Consider the following 20336-nt stretch of genomic DNA (forward strand, 5'->3'; position numbering starts at 1 on the left):
GATTGCAGGATCGGATGGGCAAATCGCGCGCAGCGCGTCAGCCGTCGCGCGCTTGAACGAAAGTCCGGCCGGCAGCCGCCGGCCGGACCGGCTTCAGCGCGGGATCGCCGGCACGCGGTAAACCTGGCCGTCGTAGGAGCTGGCGAGGAAATGCCCCGACAGCGGATCGAAGCTCAGCGAGGACACGCCCGCCGTGCTCACGCGCGCATCGAAGCTCCAGCGCCGCTCGACGCGGTCGTAGATCGCCACGCGCCCGTAGTAGCTGCCGGTGGCGATGTAACGGCCATCGCCGCTCGCACTCACGCACTTGATCGAATGCGTATGCGGCGTGTCGATCGATTCGACCTGCTGGTCGGGCGACCAGATCCGCAGCTTGAGATCGCGGCTGATCGAGGCGAAGTAGCCCTCGCCGAGACCGGCGCAGCCGTTGGCGATCTTGTCGTGCGCATCGGGCAGCGTGGCGACGATCTCCAGCGTCGAGCAGCGCACCCAGGTGGCCGAGGCATCGGCCGCCACCGAGAACAGCAGGTCGCCCGAGCGCGCCACGCCCTTCACCGCATTCGGATGCAGCGGCAGGTCGCGCACGTGGCGCACCTTGTCGCCCTCGATGCGCAGCACGATGCCCTCGCCGGTATAGGCGCCGACGATCGCATGCGTCACGCCCTCGTGCTCGAAGCTGGCCGCGCAGTTGAGCGGCGAGCGATGCTGGTAGAGCTCGCGCCCGTTGCGCGCATCGAACACCTTGCCGAGCTGGCCGCCGGTGAGCACCACGTCGCCCGCCACCGTGAGGAAGTTGCAGAGGCTGTGCGTGTTCGCATGCTCCACGCCGTCCACGCGCACCACGCCAGCATCGCCGACGGTCCAGACCTTGCCGTCGATCGCGATCGCCGCGTTGGCACCGTGGGTCGGCGCGATCTCTCTGGTGTCCCAGCGCGAGAGCTTCCAGTTGTAGCGGCGGTAGGTGGAATGGAAGGTCGAGAACACGATGTGGTCGTCGCCCTCGAACGAGCAGGAACGCGGCCATACCTCGGGCGGCAACTGCGTGCTGCCGCTGGCCTCGGGCACGCCCTCGCCGACCTTCCACAGCCGCATGGTGCGGTCGTAGGAGAGCGACACCAGCAGGCCGCGCCGGCCGTCCAGCACCAGCCGCTTCACGCCGGCGTCGTGCGCCTTGAGGGTGGTGCGCCGATCGCCGTCGATCATGATGATCTCGCCTTCGTCGTTGCCGGCGAAGATGCGGCTGTCCGGGGCGATCACGATGGTGTCGGTTTCGATGCCGTTCAGGTCGATGTCGCCGACCAGGCCGCCGGTGGCAAGTGACCAGCGCTTGATGGTGCCGTCGTCGCTCGAGGAGACCAGCTCGTCGGCATCGCTCATCCACTCGACCGAGATCACGTCGGCCGTGTGCCCCTCGAAGGTCTGCACCAGCCGGCCGGAGAAGTCATAGACGCGCACGCGATGGTCCCGTGAAGCGGTGGCCACCAGCGGCTTGGACGGATGGAACACGCTCATCTCGACGTCGTCCTCCTGGTCGGCGAACACCGCGACCAGGCGCAGGTTCGGCACGGTCCAGAGACGCGCGGTGTAGTCGGACGAGGAAGTCACCACGTAGTCGCCGTTCGGCGAGAACGCGCCCTGGTTGGCGAGATGATCGTGCATCGCGCGCGCCAGCGGCTGTTGCGTCTTCGCGTCCCACAGGATCACCTGATTGTCGTAGCCGGCCGTCAGCACGTACTGGTCGCGGTGAGCGGCGATGCCGCTGATCGGGCTGCGATGGGCAATCATTGCATTTCTCCGTTGAGCTTGATGGCATGCCGGTGCTGGGTCGCCTTCGCATGCAGATAACCAAAGTTGACGCTGTTGGCGAACACGCCGGTCGACTTCACCTGGCGCACCTTGATGCCGTGACGGGTCAGTTGCGCGGTCTTGTCGGGGTTGTTGGTGACCAGCGAGACCTCGCCGACGCCGAGCGCCTTGAGCATCTGGGCCGCCACGCGGAAGTCGCGCAGGTCGTCGGGGAAGTTGAGCGCGCGATTGGCAGCGAAGGTGTCGAGTCCCTGCGAGATCTGCAGGCGATAGGCGTCGAGCTTGTTGTAGAGCCCGATGCCGCGCCCTTCCTGGCGCAGGTAGAGCAGGATGCCGCCGCGCTCGCCGAACAGCGCGATCGACTCGTCGAGCTGCTCGCCGCAGTCGCAGCGCGCGGAGCCGAACACGTCGCCCGTCAGGCACTCGGAATGCAGGCGCACCAGCGGCGCCTCGCCGATCTTGCCGAACACCAGCGCGATATGTTCGGCGCTGTCGCAAAGACCGTTGAAGGTCACCATCTCGGTTTCAAATGCCGTCGCGCTCGAACGCGGACGAATCGGCACCTTGATGCGTGTGCGGATGCTCACACCGGAATGATCATCGGATTGATTCATGGCTCGGCCTCTCAGGTTCGGGAGATACGCGCGCATCGATAGACACGCTAACGGGCTGGTATGCCCTGGCGATTTGCGCAGAGTCTGGACGAATGGGGCGGATCGAACCGCCCCTGGCATATCAAGGCTTGCAGACCAGGCCGGTCTGCAGGCAGTTGTTCTGGAACACGTCCCAGAAGCCGGGCGGATGGGTGGCGATGTCGTCGGCCTCGAGCAGCGGCTTTTGCCATTCGAAGTGGCTGAAACCCGCATCGGCGATCGCGCTTTCGTAATCCGCGCGGCTCCAGCGGTAGAAGCTGAACTGGCTGGGCGGATCGGTCACGAACTCGGCATCGTGGCGATAGCCCGGCCCCCAGGCGCGCTCGTTGAGCACGTTCACGCCGTATTTCGCGAAATTGCCCTTGGCCAGCGAAAAATCCGGGTCGACGGTATAGGCCACCAGCTTGCCGTCCGGCTTCAGGCTCGCGCGCACCACCTTGAACATCTTGCGCAGATTCTCGACCGAATCCGCGTAATTGAAGAGCCAGGCGGCATTGACCAGGTCGAATTGCCCGAGCGGCTCCATGTTGGCCACGTCGCGCACGTGGAATTCGAGCGGATCGCCGTATTTGCGCGACTCCTCACGGGCCAGCTCGATCATCTTCTCGGAGATATCCACGCCGACCACCTTGGCCGCGCCGCGCCGATAGATTTCACGCCCGAAAAAACCGAATCCGCAAGCCAGATCCAGCACCGACTTGCCGGAAACGTCACCAATCATGTGGAAAATCGTGCGGACCTCGATGGCCCGCTGCGCGGCGGATTGCGTGAAATCCTCAAACAATCCGCCAATCGAATCGTATCGAGCTGTCGTACTCATTCGTAACCTTTCAATATCAACGGAATCACTATCGATGGGCCAATCGGCTGCTTATCCAGAACTATCGATATTCGCCTCCTCCTTTATCTAGCAGATTCATGATTCAGCAAGTTCGCCATGAATATTCATAACAAAATGCCACTATGTTCCCTCGGAATGGGCTGGAATTTTAATTATTTCATCCAATGGAAGCGGATTATATCCACGTGAATTGCACCCTTGAAATTCTTTGAATGAATTGCCGCCATTCATTTCGAGAATTTTCATAGCCAGCCATACTTTCACTATTCACGACGCGGATTTCCCCAATCGAATCCGGGGGTTCGCACCGGCATCGGCGTGAGATGCCGGATAGCCGCATTGCAATCCACCCACTCCCGACATCAACTCACGACGCTTGCGTCTTCATGCGAAATGCATAACAAAAAGCATGGCCCGCAAATATCCAATTCAAGATCAGAAATAATTAGAAATGGCAAAGCCCCGTGCAATTACCTCGCACGGGGCCGGCTATTCAATACGGCCCGGGAAAGCGGCCGCGGTGGAAAAGCGAAGGGAAAGCCCGCCCGCAGCGGCGGGCGGGAATCAGCGGTCGCGCACCACCCGCGCGATCATCTGGCGCAGCCAGCTGTGCGCGGGGTCGCCCTGCCGGCGCTGATGCCACATTTGCTGAAACTCGAAGGATTCGACCGGAAACGGCGGATCGAATACGCACAGCCGTGCGTCGTCGCGCACCGCGTCGAGGTTGCGCCGCGCCACCGTCAGCACCAGGTCGGTATCGACGACCAACTCGTTGGCCACGCCCCAGTGCGGCAGGATCACCGCGATGCGGCGCTCGGCGCGCAATTGCGCGCCGAGCGCGCGGTCGATCTCGTTGTCGGTGCCGGCGCGCATCGCCACCAGCGCATGCGGGCGCGCCAGCCAGGCCTCCAGGTCGAGCATGCGCGAGGCCGGCATGCTGGCCGCGTCGGCCAGGCAGGCGAAGGTCTCGACGAACAGCGTCTCGGTGTGCAGCTCGGGGGACGGCGGCGGGAACACGCCGAGCGCGAGGTCGACCTCGCCGTCCATCACCTGCATGCGCATCGCCTCGCGATTGGCCTGGCTGACCACCAGCTCGATGCCCGGCGCGTTCGCGCGCAGCATGCGCACCAGCTTGGGCAGCACGATGCGCGCGCCGTAATCGGACATCGACACGCGAAACACGCGCTGCGCCTGCGAGGGATCGAACTCGGGCGGCTCGAGCAGCGCGCTGAGCTGGTCCAGCGCGTCCGACAGCGGCTGCATCAGTTCGCTGGCGCGCGAGGTCAGCTCCAGCCCCCCGCCGCGCCTCACCAGCAGCGGGTCGTTGAAGATGTCGCGCAGATGCGCCAGCGCATGGCTGATCGCCGGCTGGCTCTTGTGCAGGCGCATGGCGGTGCGAGAGATGTGCTTCTCCGTCATCAGGGCCTGCAGGGTCACCAGCAGGTTGAGGTCGATCCGCTTCAGATTATTCATGATTTGAATTGCCAGGATGATTACTAAGAATTTTAATTCAGATAGCTAATATAAGAGAATCGGCCCGAACACAACCACTGCGTGATGGACGAACGATGCCAACCTCTCTTTCGCTCTCGACCGCCACCCTCGCCGGCGCCGCCCTGGTGGCGGGCGCCCTGGTGCCACTGCAGGCCGGCAGCAACGCCGCGCTGGGCCGCGCGCTCGGCCATCCGCTGTGGGCCACCGTCGCCTCCCTGCTGGTCAGCCTGCTGTGCGTGCTGCCGGCGCTGTTCGTGTTCCACGCGCAGGCGCCGCTGCTCGGCCGCGCGGCGCAACTGCCGGTGTGGATCTGGTTCGGCGGCGTCGCCGGCGTGATCTACATCACCTCGGCCCTGGTGCTGACGCCGCGCCTGGGCGCGACCAGCTTCATCGTCAGCGTGATCGCCGGCCAGATGCTGACCTCGCTGCTGATCGACAACTACGGGCTGATGGGGCTGCCCGTGAAGCCCGCCAATCCCGGACGGGTGGCCGGCGTGCTGCTGATCCTCGCGGGCATGCTGCTGGTGCAATGGTTCACGCCGGCGACGCGGCCGGCCGCCGGCCAAGCCGGCGCAGGCGCCCGCCCCAGCGCCGAGGCCGGCCCCCACGCCGCCCGCGAGATCGAGCCGAACGCGCATCCCCACACCTGATCCGGCCTGCGGGCCGATTTCCGCGTACTCGAGACACCCATGAAATCGTCACAACTGATTCTTGTCGGCACCGCCATGGCGGTGGTGTTCGGCGGCCTGTTCCTGTGGCACGGCCGCCGCGAGGCGGTCGCCAACGAGGCGCCGCCCCCTTCCCCCCCGATGAGCGTGACGGCCAGCAAGGTGCGCGTGGGCACCGCGCCCTCCACGCTCGACGCGGTCGGCACCCTGCTGGCGGTGCGCCAGGTGATGATCGCGCCCGAGGTGGCGGGCCGCGTCACCGCGATCCACTTCACGCCCGGCAGCCAGGTCCGCCAGGGCGAGCCGCTGGTGCAGCTCTACGACGATCCGGAGCGTGCCCAGCTCGCCAGCCTGCAGGCCAAGGCGGTATTCGCGAAGAGCCAGCTGGCGCGCTCGCAGACGCTCGCGCCGGTCGGCGCGGAGCCGCGCAGCGTGTTCGACCAGCACCAGTTCGACTATCGATCGGCCAGCGCCGACGCACGCCAGGTCGAGGCGGTGATCCGCCAGAAGCTGGTACGCGCGCCGTTCGCCGGCGAGATCGGGATCCGCCAGGTCAATCTCGGGCAGTACCTGAACGCCGGCGAGGCGATCGCCACGCTCACCGACCTCGACACCCTTTACGCGAACTTCACCCTGCCGCAGAAATACGTGGGGCAGCTGCGCGTCGGCCAGGCCGTGCATCTGGCCACCGATGCCTATCCGGGCCGCGATTTCGTCGGCAAGGTCACGACCATCGAGCCGCGCGTGGGCGACGCCACCCGCAACGTGACGGTGCAGGCCACCCTGGACAACCGCGGCCATCCGCTGCGGCCCGGCATGTACGCGCATGTCACCCTGGATCTGCCGTCGCGGCCCGACGTGCTGAGCGTGCCCGACACGGCCGTGCAGAGCTCCCAGGACGGCGATATGGTCGCGGTGGTCGAGAAACCGAACGCGCAGGGCATCGGCACCGTCGCGCTCCGCAAGGTGCGCACCGGGATCGCCGGCGGCGGGCGCATCGAGGTGCTCGAGGGGCTGCGCGCCGGCGAGGTGGTGCTGACGGCGGGCCAGGTGCGCGTCGCGCCCGGCGCGCGCGTGAAGATCGCCTACGACCGGCACGACGGCGACCAGGCCAGCCTGGCGGCGGGCTCCCGCGACGTCGCAGCGGAGACGGCGCAATGAACACCCACCGCTCGCAGCCGGCCTTCACCGACCTCTTCATCCGCCGCCCGGTGCTGGCCCTGGTGGTCAGCATGCTGATCCTGCTGGTCGGCCTGCGCGCGCTGATGTCCCTGCCGATCCGCCAGTACCCGACGCTGGAGAGCGCCACCATCAGCGTCGAGACCGACTACCCGGGCGCCTCGCAGGCGCTGATGCAGGGCTTCGTGACCACCCCGATCGCGCAATCGATCGCGACCGCCGACGGCATCGACTACCTGAGCTCGAGCACCACCCAGGGCAAGAGCGTGATCAAGGCGCGCCTGCGCCTGAACGCCGACTCGAATCTCGCCATGACGGAAATCATGGCCAAGGTGCAGGAGGTCAAGTACAAGCTGCCCGCCGACGCCTACGACTCGATCATCACCAAGCTGACCGACGCGCCGACCGCGGTGATGTACCTCGGTTTCGCGAGCGACACGCTGTCGATCCCGGAGATCACCGACTACATCGTGCGCGTGGCGCAGCCGCTGGTGACCACCGTGCCGGGCGTGGCCTCGGCCGACATCCTGAGCGGCCAGAACCTCGCGATGCGCGTCTGGCTCGATGCCGACCGGCTCGCCGCGCACGGCCTGTCGGCCGGCGACGTCGCGGCCGCGCTGAAGGCCAACAACGTGCAGGCCGCGCCGGGCCAGATCAAGGGCTCGCTGACGCTGGCCGACATCAGCGCCGACACCGACCTGCAGGACGCCCGCGCGTTCGGCAACCTGGTGGTGCGCGCGGCCGACAACGGCTACAGCCTGGTTCGGCTGCGCGACGTGGCCACCGTCGAGATCGGCGGCCAGAACTACGACTCCAGCGCGCTGATGAACGGCCGGCGCGCGGTCTACATCGCCGTCAACGCGACGCCCTCGGGCAACCCGCTGGAAATCGTGCGAGGCATCGACGCGCTGCTGCCCGCGATGGAGCGCAACAAGCCGGCCGGCCTGACCATCGCCGACGGCTTCGACGTCGCCCGCTTCATCCACGCCTCGATCGACGAGGTGCGCGCCACGCTGGCCGAGACGGTGCTGATCGTGGTGGTGGTGATCTTCCTGTTCCTCGGCAGCTTCCGCGCGGTGCTGATCCCGATCCTCACGATCCCGCTGTCGCTGGTCGGCACCGCCTTGCTGATGCTGCTGTTCGGCTTCTCGCTGAACATCCTGACCCTGCTGGCGATGGTGCTGGCGATCGGCCTGGTGGTGGACGACGCGATCGTGGTGGTCGAGAACATCCACCGCCATATCGAGGCGGGCGAGCCGCCGGTGCGCGCCGCGCTGATCGGCACCCGCGAGATCGTGATGCCGGTGATCGTGATGACCGGCACCCTGGTGGCGGTCTATGCGCCGATCGGCCTGATGGGCGGGCTGACCGGCTCGCTGTTCAAGGAGTTCGCCTTCACGCTGGCCGGTTCGGTGTTCGTGTCGGGCGTGATCGCGCTGACGCTCTCGCCGATGCTGGGCTCGCTGCTGCTGACCGCGCAGCTCTCCGAAGGGCGCATCGTCAAGCGCATCGAGCAGGTGATGGCGCGCCTGACCGGCTGGTACCGGCGCGGCCTGCGCGCCAGCCTCGGCGCGGGGCCGCTGGTGCTGCTGGTCGGCCTGGGGGTGCTGGCCGGCATCGTGCTGCTGTTCTCGGGCGTCAAGCGCGAGCTCGCGCCGCCCGAGGACCAGGGCTCGATCATGGCCGTCATGAAGGCGCCGAAGTACGCCAACCTCGACTACATGGAGCGCTACGCGCCCGAGCTCGAGCGCGCCTTTCGCGCCTTCCCCGAAGCCGATACCAGCTTCATCCTGAACGGCTACAACGGCAGCAACCTGGGCTTCGCCGGCGTCAACCTGGTGGACTGGTCCAAGCGCCAGCGCAGCGCCGCGCAGTTGCAGGGCATCGTGCAGAACGGCGCGAACGCGATCGAGGGCGAGCAGATCTTCACCTTCCTGCTGCCCTCGTTGCCGGCTTCCAGCGGCGGGCTGCCGGTGCAGATGGTGGTGCGCGCGCCGGCCGACTATTCCCAGCTCTACAAGACGGTGGAAAAGCTCAAGGCCACCGCCGGCAAGAGCGGGCTGTTCTCGACCGTCGACAGCGACCTCAGCTTCGACAGCCGCGCCGTCAGGCTGACGATCGACCACAGCCAGGCCAACGCGCTCGGCGTCACCATGCGGGACATTGCCGACACGCTGGCCGTGCTGGTGGGCGAGAACTATGTGAACCGCTTCAACTTCAAGGGCCGCTCCTACGACGTGATTCCGCAGGTCGCGCGCGGCGAGCGGCTCACGCCCGAGACGCTGGCGCGCTACTACGTGAAGACCCGCAGCGGCGCGATGATCCCGCTCTCGACGGTGGTGCGCGTCACCACCGGCAACCAGGCCAACATGCTGAACCAGTTCAACCAGATGAACGCGGTCACGCTGTCGGCCGTGCCGGCGGCCGGCGTGACGATGGGCCAGGCGGTCGACTTCCTGGCCGCGCAGTCGCTGCCGCACGGTTATTCGATCGACTGGCTGGGCGAATCGCGGCAGTACGTGCAGGAAGGCAATCGCCTGACCGTCACCTTCGTGTTCGCGCTGATCGTGATCTTCCTGGTGCTGGCCGCGCAGTTCGAGAGCCTGCGCGATCCGCTGGTGATCCTGGTGTCGGTGCCGCTGTCGGTATGCGGCGCGCTGGTGCCGCTCTACCTCGGTTATGCCACGCTGAACATCTACACGCAGATCGGCCTGGTCACGCTGATCGGCCTGATCACCAAGCACGGCATCCTGATGGTCAGCTTCGCCAACGATCTCCAGCGCGACGAAGGGCTGGACCGGCTCGCCGCGATCGAGCGGGCCGCCGCGGTGCGCCTGCGCCCGATCCTGATGACCACCGCGGCGATGGTGGCCGGCCTGGTGCCCCTGGTGTTCGCCAGCGGCGCCGGCGCGGCGAGCCGCTTCGCAATCGGCATCACCGTCTCCACCGGGATGCTGGTCGGCACGCTGTTCACGCTGTTCGTGCTCCCCACCGTCTACACCTTCCTCGCGCGCAATCACGGTGCCGCGCGCGCATCCGAGCGCGAGCGCCTGCTCGCCACCCAGCATTGAGACGCCTCGTGTCCGCCTTCGCTCGCCTATTCGTCCGCTGCTCCGTTCCCGCGCCCACCCTGAAGCGGTCCGTGCCGGCCGGCGCGGCGGCCCTGCTGCTCGCCGCCTGCACGATGGCGCCGCATTACCAGCGGCCCGCCGCCCCCGTGTCGGACCGCTTCCCGTCCGACGGCGTCTACGCGACGCAGCCGGGCGCGGACGCCGCGCACAGCGCCGATGGCCGGGCCGCCGCCGACCTCGGCTGGCGCGACTTCTTCGCCGATCAGCGCCTGCAGGCGCTGATCGAGATCGCGCTGAAGCACAACCGCGATCTGCGTGTCGCGGTGCTCAACATCGAGGCGGCGCGCGCGCAATACCGGATCACGCGGGCGGGGCTGTTGCCGAGCCTGGATGGCAGCGGCACCGGCAACATCCAGCGGCTGCCGGCCGGCGTGTCGACCACCGGGGCGGCGGACATGACGCGAACCTACAACGTCGGCGCGTCGGCCTCGTGGGAGCTGGACCTGTTCGGCCGGGTCCGGAGCCTGAAGGACGCGGCCCTGGCGCAGTACCTGTCGACGGCCCAGGCGCGCAAGGCGGCGGAAATCTCGCTGATCTCGCAGGTGGCGGACCAGTACCTGACGCTGCTGTCGACGGACGACCTGCTGAAGGTCACCGAGGACACGCTGAAGACGGCCCGGGATTCGTACCACCTGACCAAGCTGCAGTTCGACAACGGCACCGGCTCGGAACTGGACCTGCGCCAGGCACAGACGGTGGTCGAGCAGGCGCTGGCGAACCAGCAGGCCCAGGCGCGCGCTCGCGCGCAAGCCTTGAACGCGTTGGCGCTGCTGATCGGCCAGCCGCTGCCCGACGATCTGCCGGCCGGCCTGCCGCTGGATTCGCAGGGCCTGCTGGCCGACATCCCGGCCGGCCTGCCGTCGGATCTGCTGACGCGCCGCCCGGACATCATGGAAGCCGAGCAGACGCTGCTGGCAGCCAATGCGAACCTCGGGGCGGCCCGCGCCGCCTTCTTTCCGAGGATCTCGCTGACGGCGGCGTTCGGCACGGCGAGCCCGACCCTGGGCGGCCTCTTCAAGGCCGGCACGGCGGCCTGGTCGTTCGCGCCGAACCTCGCCCTGCCGATCTTCGAGGGCGGTTCGAACCTCGCGAACCTGGATCTGGCGCACGTGCGCAAGCGCATCGAGATCGCGAACTACGAGAAGGCGATCCAGACGGCGTTCCGGGAAGTGTCGGACGGGCTGGCGGCACGCGGCACGTATGACCAGCAGATCGCCGCGCTGTCGCGCAACGAAGCGGCGCAACGGCGCCGCTACGCGCTGTCGGATCTGCGTTACCGCAACGGCGCGGACAGCTACCTGGCGGTGCTGACGGCCCAGACGGATCTGTACACCGCGCAGACCACGCTGATCTCGGCGCGCCTGGCGCGCTGGACCAACCTGGTGGACCTGTATCGCGCGCTCGGCGGCGGCTGGATCGAGCACAACGGCGATCAGCCGCGCGAAGCCGATGCACCACCAGCAGGGGCGAGTGAAAAAGGCGCGGCGCCGGACGTGGGGCAAAATGATTCCGCCACGCCGGAGCGCCGCTGAATCGAGGCCCGCGGCCGGCTCACCGCGCAGAGTACGGTGACGGGGTGGCGCCCGTTCGCGGCGGGGTACGCATGGATCGCCGATCATCGCGAACCGTCCGGCGTCAACCGGGCAGGCCGGGCTCCGGGCGTTTCGCGCCGCGGATATTGCGTCAGGGCCGGCGAAGGCTGGCGATATCTCGCGGCGATTCTCGATCCGGCGAATCGGCGCCTGGCGGGCCGGTCCAGGTCCGGACGCATCGACGCCGAACGGGCTTGCCAGGCACTGCGCAGCGTGTGCCGGCAACGCAAGCCGGCACCGACCAGCGATGCGGGTCTGATACGGGTCTCGACAACATCCTCCCGAGCTACGTCCGTCACGCCTTCCCTGCCGTTCGAGGCCATGGAGACCGCGGACGGCCGGCGGGCCGGCGTCAGGCCGGCGCGTCGAGCACGCCGGCCGGCTCCTCTCGGTTCGCCGCCGGCGCATCGGCCGTGACGGCGCACGGCGCGGCCACCTCATGCGCCGTCACGGCTTCGGTCCGCACCACGCCGCCGCGATGCCTGGCGCCGCCCGCCGGGGCCGCGCGATGCCAGAGCATCGCCACGATGTCGCGCGCCTCGCGCAAGCTCACCTCCGGCATGTCCTGCTGATCCATGGCCCGGCTCTCCTGATCCTGATGATGGGGGTTGCGCGCCCGGCCGCGATCGCCGGACCGGGCGCCCTCGCGCCGCGGCGGGAGCCGCCGGGCGTGCCTGTCGACCTGCGCCGGCCCGGGCAAGCCCGCGCGGGGCACGCGCGGCAGCCCTCGTCCGGCCCGCCGCGCTCACGATTCGTCGAGCACCCACTTCACGAGGCCGTGGCGCCCCTTGAAGCCGAGCTTCGCCGCTGCCCGCTTGATGTACGTCTCGATCGTGCTGTGCTTGACGCCGAGCGCGTCGGCCATCTCGCGAAACGTGCTGCCGGTCAGCAGGCCGACGCACACCTCGATCTCGCGCTCTGACAGCACCACGGAGGCACTCGTCAGCCGGCGCTCGAACTCGCGGCGCAGCGACTCGTGACGCGTGCTGGAATCGCCCGCGCTGTCCGCCGACGCGGCCGGGCGGCCCGGCATCGCATAGCGGCGGTGCGAGGCGTGCATCTCGACGAGCGGCATCAGTATCTCCGCGCAGCTCTTGAGGAACGTCATTTCCTGCAGCGTGAAGTCGTAGGCCTGGTCGGGCCGGTACAGCGAGATCACGTAGCGGCGGTTCGCCTTGCGCGATACCAGATGACACTGGAAGCCGAGCCGGCCCGGCTGGATCGCGTCGAACGCGCCCTCGCCGGGGCGCGCCGTGTTCATGTGGATCAGCTGCGTGTCGGAGGCGGCCAGGATGCGCTTGGACAGCGGGTCCTCGGCCATGCCGCGGTACAGCTCGTCCTTCAGGACGGCGGGCGGCGGTGCCTGATTGGGGCGGATGTCCTGATCGTGGGACGCGAACGCGCCCAGCAGATGGACACCGACGATCTCGCCCTTCACCTCGTTGACGGACCAGGCGGTGATCCGGGTCGACTCTACGTTCACGGATCCGACGAGCAATGCGTGCAGATCCGAGGTAAAGCGCTCGGTACCGGTGCTGGATATGATTTTCCCAAGCTTGCCAAATATCTCGACCACGTCGTTTTCCTCGGAATGTGTTGTTGTTGAGTCCGGCGTGACACCGCCGGCCGCCGCCCTACCCGCGGCGAAGACCGCCTCACGCCGGCGCCCTGCGCCGGCCGCGGCGATCGTGCCCACGATCGCGACGGCTTGCGCCCGGCGCCGAATACGGCTACTGCCGCGCTGACCGGTCAGACCGCACGGCAAACGATCCTGACCCACGCGGCAATCGATGCGGGACGCGCCGGGCTCCATCGCCCGGCCCCGCCATGTCCTGCCATGTCCCGCTCGCGCCCCGCTCTCACAAGGCGCGCCGGAAGCCCGCCTGGCCGCTCGTCTCGGCGGCCGGTCCGGCACTCCCACCGGTGGCTCCTCTCAAAACCTCCGGCCCAAAAAAATCCTGGGTCCTGTCATGCGGCACCGATCCAGGCCGCGCCGCCCATCCAACGGCACAGGAGCGGCTCGCCTGTACCGAGCCTGTTGGTATCAGGACTCGACATGGCGAGAATGTACTGGATTTTCGGTGACAGCAACATTGCAATCAAACTAGCCCGCCTGAATCATACCGTTATGCACCAAGTGTGACAGCAAATGATCCACGCGGCGAAACAAAACGGAATTCTACAGAAGAATAAACGGAGATTTGCTGCCGTCGAAAATTACCGGCGTCGAATAGGGTCAATCGCGATGCGCTGCGGAGCCGCTAACGGCAAATGTCGGATCAAACGGCACGGCGGGATGCCGGATGGCGTGAAGCACGCAAACAAGAAATCGGGCGCGGCGCCCGCTGGGCGCCGGAAAGGCGCGTATCGGCGGCGCCGCGGGCGCGGCGAGCCAGCTAAAGAAAAATGCAAGCATCACCCGCCTGCCGGAGCGGGTGATACTCGTTTCAAACCGGTTTCATGAGGTATTTCGGTGCGATTTTAGCCGGCGCCGAATACATGCATTTACGGAATGCAGGTATTCGGCGTGGTAATGCCAAAAATCGGCACGCTTCGCGCCGATACCATTCGCGATTGCGCATCAAGGTTGGTTCAGCAGCCGGTTTGCGCAAAACCGGCTCGCTCGATCGGGCAAACGCCGCGGTCTTGCCGCGCACCGGCACCTTGCATGCCGGCATGGTTCGCCAACGCTTTACCGCCGCCGCGGCTTCGCGGCGGCTACCGGTCAATCCCGCCCCAGGTCGGCGAGCGGATGCGCATCGCGCTTCCACGGCGAGGACAGGAAGTGCCGCACGCGTTCGCCGCGCACCTCCGCGAGCGAGGCGGGCGCCCAGCGCGGCCGGCGGTCCTTGTCGACCAGATGCGCGCGCACGCCCTCGATGAAATCGCCGTCCTCGATCGCGCGCGTGGCGATCGACAGCTCCATCCGGAACGACTCGGCGAGCGTCATCTGCCGGCCGCGCAGCAGCGCGTCGCGCGTGACCAGCAGCATCGTCGGCGAGTGGCCGAGCAGCGCGTCGAGCGTGGCCTGCAGCCATTGCCGGTATTCGCGGCTGCTGTCCTCGCGGCCCAGGTCCTGGCGCAGCGTCGCGACGATGCGCTCGACCCCCGAGCGCCGGTCGAAGTGGCGCACGATCCAGGGCAGCTGGCCGTCCAGCATCGCATGCGGGACGATATTGCAGGGCGGCTCGAACAGCGCGCGCAGCGCGCCCGGTACGTCTCCCGCCGCCCAGTCGGTGCGCTCGAGCCGCTGCTCGAAGGTGTCGAGCCAGGCAGCCGGCACGCACAGGTCGGCGAGCCGCGCCACCAGCGCGTCGGCGCCCGACAGCGTGACGCCGGTCAGCCCGATGTAGAGCGCGAGCTCCACGGGCAGCGCCGACAGGAAATGCGTGGCGCCCACGTCGGGCACGAAGCCGATGCGCGTCTCGGGCATCGCGATCTTGCTGCGCTCGGTCGCCACGCGCAGCGCGGCGCCCTGCGCGAGGCCCATGCCGCCGCCCATCGTGATGCCGTCCATCAGCGCGACGAGCGGCTTGGCGAACGTGTGCAGCGCGTAGTCGAGCCGGTACTCGTCCACGAAGAAGTCGAGCCAGTCGCGCGAGCCGGCCTTCGCCCCGTGATAGAGCGCGCGCACGTCGCCGCCCGCGCAGAAGCCCTTGCCGCCGGCGCCGCGCAGCACCACGGCGACGATCTCGTCGTCGGTGCGGCAGCGCTCCAGCAGCACGGCCAGCTCGCGCACCATCGCGTGCGAGAGCGCATTGAGCGCGGCCGGACGATCGAGCGTGATCACGGCCACCCGGTTGACCACGCGCATCGTCACCTCGGGGCCGGACGGCGCCCCGGCTTGCGAGGCGGCCGCGCCGGCCTGGCCGGCCGGCGGCACGGCGGCGTCGCCCGACGCCTCGGGCAGCGTGCTCATCGCGTCTCTCCCTGGCCGCCGGCGCGCCAGTCCGGGCGCCGCTTGCCAAAAAACGCGGCCACGCCCTCGCGCGGCTCGCCGGTCTCGAACAGATCCACGAAGCGCTCGCGCTCGATCGCCACCGCCGCCTCGAACGGCACGCCGTTGCGCGCGAGCGCGATCAGCCGCTTGCTCGATTCCACCGCGTGCGGCGCGAGCCCGGCCACGCGGCGCGCCAGCGCGAGCGCCGCCTCGCGCGCGCCGCCGGTGTCCACCACCTCCTCGACGAGGCCGATGCGCAGCGCGGTCTCGGCGTCCACGCGCTCGCCCGCCAGCACGATGCGCTTGGCCCAGCCCTCGCCGACCAGCGCCGGCAGTGTCTGGGTGCCGAGCCCGCACGGCAGCAGGCCCACCGACGGCTCGGGCAGCGCCATCTGCGCATGCCGCTCGGCGATCCGCATGTCGCAGGCCAGCGCGCATTCGAGCCCGCCGCCCATCGCATAGCCGTTGATCGCGGCGATCGTCACGCAGCGCGCGGCGCGCAGCTTGGCGAACGCGGCGCCGAAGCGCGCCGCCATCTCGCGCGCCACGGCACGGTCGCCGCTCGCGAAGGTGTCGAGATCGGCACCGCCGCTGAAGAATTTCGGCCCGGCGCCGGTCACCACCAGCGCGCGCACGCGCGGCGCGGCGTCGAGCTGCGCCACGGTGCGTTCGAGCGCGGCGAGGCCGTCGGCATGGAACGCGTTGGCGGGCGGCCGGGACAGGGTGACGAGCGCGATCGCGCCGTCGTCGTGTTCGCTCAGTTCGATCATCGCGGCTCCTCGTTCGCGGGTTGCTGATAAAGGCGGATCACCGCCGAGAAATCGAGCTTGCCGTCGCCGCGGCTGCTGAGCGCCTGGTAGAGCTGCTGCGCGAGCGCGCCGAGATAGACCGGCTGGCGCGCCTGCTTCGCGGCGTCGCCGGCAAGGCCCAGGTCCTTCAGCATCAGGTCGGTGCCGAAGCCGCCGGTGTAGCCGCGCGAGGCCGGCGCGGTCTCGATCACGCCCGGGTAGGGGTTGTAGGTGTCCGCGCTCCAGCAGCGCCCGGTGGAGGTGCTGAGGATGCCGCCCAGCACTTTCGGATCGATGCCGAGCGCGGCGCCCAGCGCCATCGATTCGGCCACGCCCGCCATCGAGATGCCGAGCACCAGGTTGTTGCAGATCTTCGCCACCTGCCCCATCCCCACCGCGCCGCAATGCACGAGGTTCTTGCCCATCGCGCCCAGCACCGGGCCGACCCGCGCGAAATCGGCCGCCGCGCCGCCCACCATGAAGGTCAGCGTGCCGGCCGCCGCGCCGCCCGTGCCGCCCGACACCGGCGCATCCACGAACGCGCCGCCGCGGGCGCGCACCAGCTCGCCGAACGCCTGCGCGCTGGCCGGATCGATGGTGCTCGAATCGATCACCGTCGCGCCGGCCGCGAGGCCCGCCAGCACGCCGTCGGCGGCCGTCAGCGCGGCGCGCACGTGGGCCGCGGCCGGCAGCATAGTGATCACGAACGCGGCATCGGCGCTGGCCTCGCGCGCCGTGCGCGCCGGCATGGCGCCGCCGTCGGCCACCCGCCGCAGCGCGTCGCCGTTCATATCGAACGCCTGCACGTCGTGGCCCGCCTTCACCAGGTTGAGCGCCATCGGCGCACCCATGTGGCCGAGGCCGATGAATCCGATCTTCATGATGTCCTGTCCTCGTCGCGGCTCAGCGCAGGCTGATGGTGGTGTTCACGCCGTCGTTGACGGTCGCGTCGTCGAACCAGCGCGCCGTCACGGTCTTGGTCTGGGTATAGAACTGCACCACCTGCTTGCCGTAGGGGCCCAGGTCGCCGAGCTTCGAGCCGCGCGAGCCGGTGAAGCTGAAGTACGGCACCGGCACCGGGATCGGAATGTTGATGCCCACCTGGCCCACGTCGATCTCGCTCTGGAACTTGCGCGCCGCCGCGCCGCTCTGCGTAAACAGGCCCACGCCGTTGCCGAACGGGTTCGCGTTCACCAGCGCGATCGCCTCGTCGAGCGTGGCCGCCGTCAGCACCACCAGCACCGGCCCGAAGATCTCCTGCGTGTAGATCGACATGTCGGGGGTGACGTCGGTGAAGATGGTCGGGCCGACGAAGTTGCCCTGCTCGTAGCCGGGCACCGTCACCTCGCGGCCGTCCAGCGCGAGCGTCGCGCCGGCCGCGATGCCTTCCTCGATCAGCGACAGCACGCGCGCCTTGGCGGCCTTCGAGACGAGCGGGCCGACGTCGGTGCCGGCCTCCACGCCGGCGTTCACCTTCAGCGTCCTCGCCTTGGCCACCAGATCGGGCAGCCAGTCGCGCGCGGCGCCCACCAGCACCACCGCCGAGGTGGCCATGCAGCGCTGGCCGGCCGCGCCGAAGCCGGCGCCCGCCAGCGCGTTGAGGGTCTGCTCGCGGTGCGCGTCGGGCAGCACCACCGCGTGGTTCTTGGCGCCCATCATCGACTGCACGCGCTTGCCGTGCTCGCTGCCGAGCCGGTACACGTGGGTGCCCACCGCGGTCGAGCCGACGAACGAGATGGCCTTGACGAGCGGATGCGTGCAGATCGCGTCCACCACCTGCTTGCCGCCGTGGACCACGTTGAGCACGCCCTTGGGCACGCCGGCCTCGATGGCGAGCTTGACGAGCTCCATGGTGGAGAGCGGGTCCTGCTCGGAGGGCTTGAGCAGGAAGGTGTTGCCGCAGACCAGCGCCATCGGGAACATCCAGAGCGGGATCATGGCGGGGAAGTTGAACGGCGTGATGCCGGCGCATACGCCGAGCGGCTGGCGCAGCGTGTAGGTATCGACGCCGCCAGCCACGTTCTCGGCGAATTCGCCCAGCTGGAGCGTGCCGACCGAGCAGGCATGCTCGACCACCTCGAGGCCGCGGAAGATGTCGCCCTCGGCGTCGGGCAGGGTCTTGCCCTGCTCGGCGGTCAGCACCGCGGCGATGCGCGCCTGGTTGGCGCGGATCAGCTCCTGGTACTTCAGCATGATGCGCATGCGCGTGCCGATCGGGGTGGTTTTCCACTTCGCGAACGCGGCGTGCGCGGCGCGGGCGGCCGCGTCGACCTCGTCGACGGTGGCGAACGGCACGCGCGCGAGCACCGCCTGCGTGGCGGGGTTGACGACGTCGCGCCACTCGCTCGTGCTCGACTCGACGAACTCGCCGTCGATCAGCAGCTTGACGGTCGGCACGGCTTGCCCGGCACCGGGCATCGGCGTTGCATTCATGGTTCGGCTCTCCTTGAAGGCCGCCGCGCCGCGCGCGGCCGGCCGGTAACACGGAACCGCGCGCCGCGGCGCGCGGCGATCGATTACGACTGGCTCGGGAAATCCTCTTCCCAGTACTCGTGGGGCATGCGCGCGGCCGGATCGGCATCGCGCTCGATCTCGCGGCGCCGCAGCTCGACGCGGCGGATCTTCCCCGAGATGGTCTTCGGCAGCTCCGTGAACTGCAGGCGGCGGATGCGCTTGTACGGCGCGAGCTTCTCGCGCGAGAAGCGGAAGATGTCGCGCGCGAGCGCCTCGCCCGGCTCGAAGCCGGCGCGCAGCGTGATGAAGGTCTTGGGCACCGCGAGCCGCAGCGGGTCGGGGCTCGGCACCACGGCCGCCTCGGCGACGGCCTCGTGCTCGATCAGCACGCTCTCGAGCTCGAACGGGCTCAGGCGATAGTCGGACGACTTGAAGACGTCGTCGGCGCGGCCGATGTAGAGGTAGTAACCGTCGTCGCGGCGCAGCGCGATGTCCGAGGTGCGGTAATGGCCGTCGCGCATCGCCCAGGCGGTGGCGTCGGGGTGATTCGCGTAGCCTGTCATCAGCCCGCCGGGGCGCTCGCCGTCGAGCGGCAGCGCGATCTCGCCCTCCGTCACCGGCGCGCCGTCGGGATCGAGCAGCGCGATCCGGTAGCCCGGCATCGGCCGCCCCATCGAGCCCGCCACCACCGGCTGGCCCGGCGAGTTGCCGATCAGGCAGGTGGTTTCGGTCTGGCCGTAGCCGTCGCGGATCGTCACGCCCCAGGCGCGCCGCACGCGCTCGATGATCTCGGGGTTCAGCGGCTCGCCGGCGCCGATGATCTCGCGCAGCTTCACCGGGTAGGACGCGAGCGGCTGCTGCACCAGCATGCGCCAGACCGTGGGCGGCGCGCACAGCGTGGTCACGCCGTAGCGCACCAGCGCCTCGAGCGCCTGCTGCGGATCGAAGCGCGGGTAGTTGAACGCGAACACGCAGGCCCCGGCGTTCCAGGGCGCGAACAAGCAGCTCCAGGCGTGCTTGGCCCAACCGGGCGAGCTGATGTTCCAATGGATGTCGCCGGGCTGCAGCCCGATCCAGTACAGGGTCGAGAGGCTGCCCACCGGGTAGGTGAAGTGGGTATGCTCGACGAGCTTCGGCTTCGAGGTGGTGCCCGACGTGAAGTAGAGCAGCAGCGGGTCGTGAGCGTGGGTGGGCGCGTCGGGCGTGAACGCGGCATCGGCCGCGTAGCCATCCTCGAAGCGCAGCCAGCCGGCACGCTCGCCGCCCACGATCAGCCGGGTCAGATCGACGCCGGCCTGGTCGAACTTCTCGGCCTCGGCCGCGTCGACCACGGCGAAGCGGGCCTCGCCGATCATCACGCGGTCGCGGATGTCGTCGGCCGACAGCTGCGTGGTGGCCGGCAGCACGACCGCGCCGAGCTTCATCGCGGCGAGCATGGTTTCCCACAGCTCGACGCGGTTCGGCAGCATCAGCAGGATGCGCTCGCCACGGCCCACGCCGAGCGCGCGCAGGTGGTTCGCGATCCGCGAGGACTGCGCCGAGATGCGCGCGAACGATACCGGCTCGCCCTCGCCCGTGACCGCGTCGACGATCCACAGCGCGGGGCTCGCGTTGTCGCGCGCCATCACGTCGAAGTAATCGAGCGCCCAGTTGAACGCGTCCAGTTGCGGCCAGCGGAATTCGCGGTACGCCGTGTCGTAATCGGTGCGGTGCCGCAACAGAAAATCGCGTGCCTCGAGAAAAGCCTGCGCCGTCATCGTCTCGTCTCCTTCCGTCTCGCGCAGCGTGTG

The 20336-nt window shown here is 68.7% G+C and carries 15 protein-coding genes; 4 read left to right on the forward strand and 11 right to left on the reverse strand.

Annotation, left to right across the window (positions count from 1 at the left end; genetic code table 11):
* Positions 1-93 precede the first annotated feature (93 nt).
* From KS03_RS10915 to KS03_RS10930, 4 genes are all read right to left on the reverse strand, one after another.
* A complete protein-coding gene (locus tag KS03_RS10915) occupies positions 94-1785 on the reverse strand; it encodes a WD40 repeat domain-containing protein (RefSeq protein WP_012733473.1) in 1692 nt (563 codons plus the stop codon).
* On the reverse strand, positions 1782-2420 hold the full coding sequence (locus KS03_RS10920; protein WP_042967738.1) for a GTP cyclohydrolase II: 639 nt from the start codon (positions 2418-2420) through the stop codon (positions 1782-1784). Before KS03_RS10920 ends, KS03_RS10915 begins: the two co-directional genes overlap by 4 nt.
* Before the next feature lie 121 nt (positions 2421-2541).
* Positions 2542-3279, reverse strand: coding sequence for a class I SAM-dependent methyltransferase (locus KS03_RS10925; RefSeq protein ID WP_012733471.1), 738 nt, complete (start codon positions 3277-3279; stop codon positions 2542-2544).
* 585 nt (positions 3280-3864) lie between these two features.
* Complete coding sequence (locus KS03_RS10930; protein ID WP_017432861.1) at positions 3865-4773, reverse strand: LysR family transcriptional regulator; 909 nt, start codon at positions 4771-4773, stop codon at positions 3865-3867.
* Positions 4774-4868: 95 nt separating this feature from the next.
* Between KS03_RS10930 and KS03_RS10935 the strand changes: the two genes are divergently transcribed.
* The 4 genes from KS03_RS10935 (at position 4869) to KS03_RS10950 (ending at position 11304) form a co-directional block, all read left to right on the forward strand.
* Positions 4869-5444, forward strand: coding sequence for a DMT family transporter (locus tag KS03_RS10935; RefSeq protein WP_012733469.1), 576 nt, complete (start codon positions 4869-4871; stop codon positions 5442-5444).
* 39 nt (positions 5445-5483) lie between these two features.
* On the forward strand, positions 5484-6623 hold the full coding sequence (locus KS03_RS10940) for an efflux RND transporter periplasmic adaptor subunit (protein WP_012733468.1): 1140 nt from the start codon (positions 5484-5486) through the stop codon (positions 6621-6623).
* Positions 6620-9712, forward strand: coding sequence for an efflux RND transporter permease subunit (locus KS03_RS10945; protein ID WP_045678770.1), 3093 nt, complete (start codon positions 6620-6622; stop codon positions 9710-9712). Before KS03_RS10940 ends, KS03_RS10945 begins: the two co-directional genes overlap by 4 nt.
* A gap of 113 nt (positions 9713-9825) precedes the next feature.
* Positions 9826-11304: an efflux transporter outer membrane subunit gene (locus KS03_RS10950; protein WP_230674341.1), complete on the forward strand. Its 1479-nt coding sequence runs from the start codon at positions 9826-9828 to the stop codon at positions 11302-11304.
* 412 nt (positions 11305-11716) lie between these two features.
* Here KS03_RS10950 and KS03_RS10955 read toward each other — a convergent pair whose 3' ends face one another.
* The 7 genes from KS03_RS10955 to KS03_RS10985 form a co-directional block, all read right to left on the reverse strand.
* A complete protein-coding gene (locus tag KS03_RS10955) occupies positions 11717-11941 on the reverse strand; it encodes a hypothetical protein (protein ID WP_035981433.1) in 225 nt (74 codons plus the stop codon).
* Between the two features lie 168 nt (positions 11942-12109).
* Entirely contained in the window at positions 12110-12940 is an 831-nt protein-coding gene (locus tag KS03_RS10960; protein WP_012733464.1) for a helix-turn-helix transcriptional regulator, read from the reverse strand.
* A gap of 1149 nt (positions 12941-14089) precedes the next feature.
* Positions 14090-15283, reverse strand: coding sequence for an enoyl-CoA hydratase/isomerase family protein (locus tag KS03_RS10965; RefSeq protein ID WP_012733462.1), 1194 nt, complete (start codon positions 15281-15283; stop codon positions 14090-14092).
* Positions 15280-16074, reverse strand: coding sequence for an enoyl-CoA hydratase (locus KS03_RS10970; protein ID WP_012733461.1), 795 nt, complete (start codon positions 16072-16074; stop codon positions 15280-15282). The genes KS03_RS10965 and KS03_RS10970 overlap by 4 nt, the downstream gene beginning before the upstream one ends.
* Positions 16071-16973 (reverse strand): 3-hydroxyisobutyrate dehydrogenase, encoded by a 903-nt coding sequence (gene mmsB / locus KS03_RS10975; protein WP_012733460.1) that lies wholly within the window; start codon positions 16971-16973, stop codon positions 16071-16073. Before mmsB ends, KS03_RS10970 begins: the two co-directional genes overlap by 4 nt.
* Before the next feature lie 22 nt (positions 16974-16995).
* Positions 16996-18525 (reverse strand): CoA-acylating methylmalonate-semialdehyde dehydrogenase, encoded by a 1530-nt coding sequence (locus tag KS03_RS10980; protein WP_012733459.1) that lies wholly within the window; start codon positions 18523-18525, stop codon positions 16996-16998.
* An 83-nt stretch (positions 18526-18608) separates the two neighbouring features.
* The gene (locus tag KS03_RS10985) at positions 18609-20303 is read right to left on the reverse strand and encodes an AMP-binding protein (protein ID WP_012733458.1); all 1695 of its coding nucleotides are present in this window, start codon (positions 20301-20303) and stop codon (positions 18609-18611) included.
* Positions 20304-20336 lie beyond the last annotated feature (33 nt).

Origin of the sequence: Burkholderia glumae LMG 2196 = ATCC 33617 (assembly GCF_000960995.1) — a bacterium.
GTDB classification, from domain to species: domain Bacteria; phylum Pseudomonadota; class Gammaproteobacteria; order Burkholderiales; family Burkholderiaceae; genus Burkholderia; species Burkholderia glumae.